2 protein-coding genes are annotated in these 2,758 nt (G+C 59.3%); both read left to right on the forward strand.

Translation table 11 applies throughout. The features are described 5' to 3' along the window. Positions 1-142: 142 nt before the first annotated feature. Positions 143-919, forward strand: a complete 777-nt coding sequence (locus AC1DVH_RS29160) for a secretin N-terminal domain-containing protein (RefSeq protein ID WP_477756702.1) — start codon at positions 143-145, stop codon at positions 917-919. A 459-nt stretch (positions 920-1,378) separates the two neighbouring features. Next, a complete protein-coding gene (gene aceA / locus AC1DVH_RS29165) occupies positions 1,379-2,704 on the forward strand; it encodes an isocitrate lyase (protein ID WP_007970439.1) in 1,326 nt (441 codons plus the stop codon). Positions 2,705-2,758: the final 54 nt, after the last annotated feature.

The following is a 2,758-nucleotide window of genomic DNA, read 5'->3' on the forward strand; positions in this document are numbered from 1 at the left end:
CTTGTAGGAGCGAGCTTGCTCGCGATGGTCGTCAACGATAATGCGTGAAGTCTGACACCCCACGGCGCTCTCAAGTCCATCGCGAGCAATCGAGCGTCGACCGGCTGCTCCTACACAAATCACAATGGCGGAGATAACGGACATGTCCCTACGCACCCTGCTCAGCACCCTGCTGGTGGCCTGCAGCTTTTCGGTCTTGGCAGCCACCGAAATCGTGCCCCTGAACTACCGCACCAGCGCCGACCTGCTGCCGGTGGCGCAGGATTTCGTCGGCAAGGACGGCCAGGTCAGCGCCTACGGCAATCAGCTGATCGTCAACGCCGATCAACGCAAGATCGACGAACTTAAAGCCCTTCTTTCGCAACTCGACACCGCACCCAAGCGCCTGCTGATCACCGTCGACACCAGCGACAACAACTTCCAGGACGACCAGGGTTATTCGGTCAACGGCGCCAAGTCAAACCAGACCCGCATCATCAACTACAGCACCGATAGCCGCGACGGCGGCATTCAGCAAGTGCAGGCCAGCGAAGGCGCACCGGCACTGATCCAGGTCGGCCAGAGCGTGCCGATCACCAGCAGCCAGAGCGACTCCTATGGCGGTTACCGCAACCAGACTGAATACCGCAACGTCACCCAGGGCTTCTACGTCACCGCAAACGTCACCGGTGACATCGTTCACTTGTCGATCAGTACCAACCGTGACCGCACGAGCCAGGAACGTCCCGATGTAGTGAACGTACAAAGCACCGACACAACCGTCACCGGTCACCTCGGTGAGTGGATCCTGCTGGCYGGGGTGAATGGCCAGACCCAGGCCGACAAACAGGGCCTGACCCGCAGCTACTCGACCCAGAGCCGCAACGACATGACATTGCGGGTGAAAGTCGACACCCTGGACCAAAGCACCAAAAACTGACTGACGAGTCGTATTAGACCAAAGATGTAGTGCTTGAAAAAAAGCACTACAAAACGTTTGACGAGCCAAAAAAGCGAAGGCATGATGGCCTCGCTCCCGCTAATCAGAGGCCCTGGCAAGGGCCTTCGAGGCGATGTTCGCACCTACCCCCGCGAACCGCTTCGTGTCTGTACCGCCCACAAGGTGTGTTTGACGAGGTTGTCGACTGGAACGAAGTTGTCCCGAGGGACGGAAGCGTAATAGGTAACCCGGCACCACACTGATGTTCGCACCAAGGCCCACGACGCCCGAATGCGCCCGCAGTTCGCCTTTACCTGCTCACTTCCCCTCGAGCCGATCGTTCATCCCGTCGCCCTCCCCGCCGAATCCGACTTGACCGCTTAAGCTTCTGGTCAGCGAGCGCAGGAATTTTCCACCGCAGAACAACTTTTCATAAAGACGCGACGAGGTTTATCTCCCATGGCACTGACACGCGAACAGCAAATTGCAGCCCTCGAAAAAGACTGGGCTGAAAACCCGCGCTGGAAAGGCGTGACACGCACTTACTCCGCTGCTGACGTCGTCCGCCTGCGTGGCTCGGTTCAACCTGAGCACACCTTTGCAAAAATGGGCGCCGAGAAGCTGTGGAACCTGGTCACCCAGGGTGCCAAGCCGGCCTTCCGTCCCGAGAAAGATTTCGTCAACTGCATGGGCGCCCTGACCGGCGGCCAGGCTGTACAACAAGTCAAGGCCGGTATCCAGGCGATCTACCTGTCGGGCTGGCAAGTGGCTGCGGACAACAACTCCGCCGAATCGATGTACCCGGATCAGTCGCTGTACCCGGTGGACTCGGTTCCAACCGTGGTCAAGCGCATCAACAACTCGTTCCGTCGTGCCGACCAGATCCAGTGGAAAGCCGGCAAGAACCCGGGCGACGCTGGCTACATCGACTACTTCGCGCCAATCGTGGCTGACGCTGAAGCCGGTTTCGGCGGCGTACTGAACGCTTACGAGCTGATGAAGAGCATGATCGAAGCAGGCGCCGCCGGCGTTCACTTCGAAGACCAACTGGCTTCCGTGAAGAAATGCGGCCACATGGGCGGCAAGGTACTGGTTCCTACCCAGGAAGCCGTACAGAAGCTGACCGCTGCTCGCCTGGCTGCTGACGTTGCCGGTACTCCGACCATCATCCTGGCCCGTACCGATGCTAACGCCGCTGACCTGCTGACTTCCGACTGCGACCCGTACGACCAGCCATTCGTGACTGGCGAACGTACCCAGGAAGGCTTCTACAAAGTGCGCGCCGGCCTGGACCAGGCCATCGCTCGCGGTCTGGCCTACGCTCCGTACGCCGACCTGATCTGGTGCGAAACCGCCAAGCCAGACCTGGACGAGGCTCGTCGCTTCGCTGAAGCGATCAAGAAGGAATACCCGGACCAACTGCTGTCGTACAACTGCTCGCCTTCCTTCAACTGGAAGAAAAACCTGGACGACGCGACCATCGCCAAGTTCCAGCGCGAACTGTCCGCCATGGGCTACAAGCACCAGTTCATCACCCTGGCCGGCATTCACAACATGTGGCACAGCATGTTCAACCTGGCGCACGACTACGCCCGCAACGACATGACTGCCTACGTGAAGCTGCAAGAGCAGGAATTCGCTGACGCCGCCAAGGGTTACACCTTCGTGGCGCACCAGCAGGAAGTGGGCACCGGCTACTTCGACGACATGACTACCGTGATCCAGGGTGGCTCGTCTTCAGTGACCGCACTGACCGGTTCGACCGAAGAAGAACAGTTCCACTGATCTGCTTCGCCTGAGACATCAGCCGCTGCGGACCCGATAGAAAGCTAACTGCAG

The sequence above is a fragment of the Pseudomonas sp. P4_C3 genome (assembly GCF_056402075.1).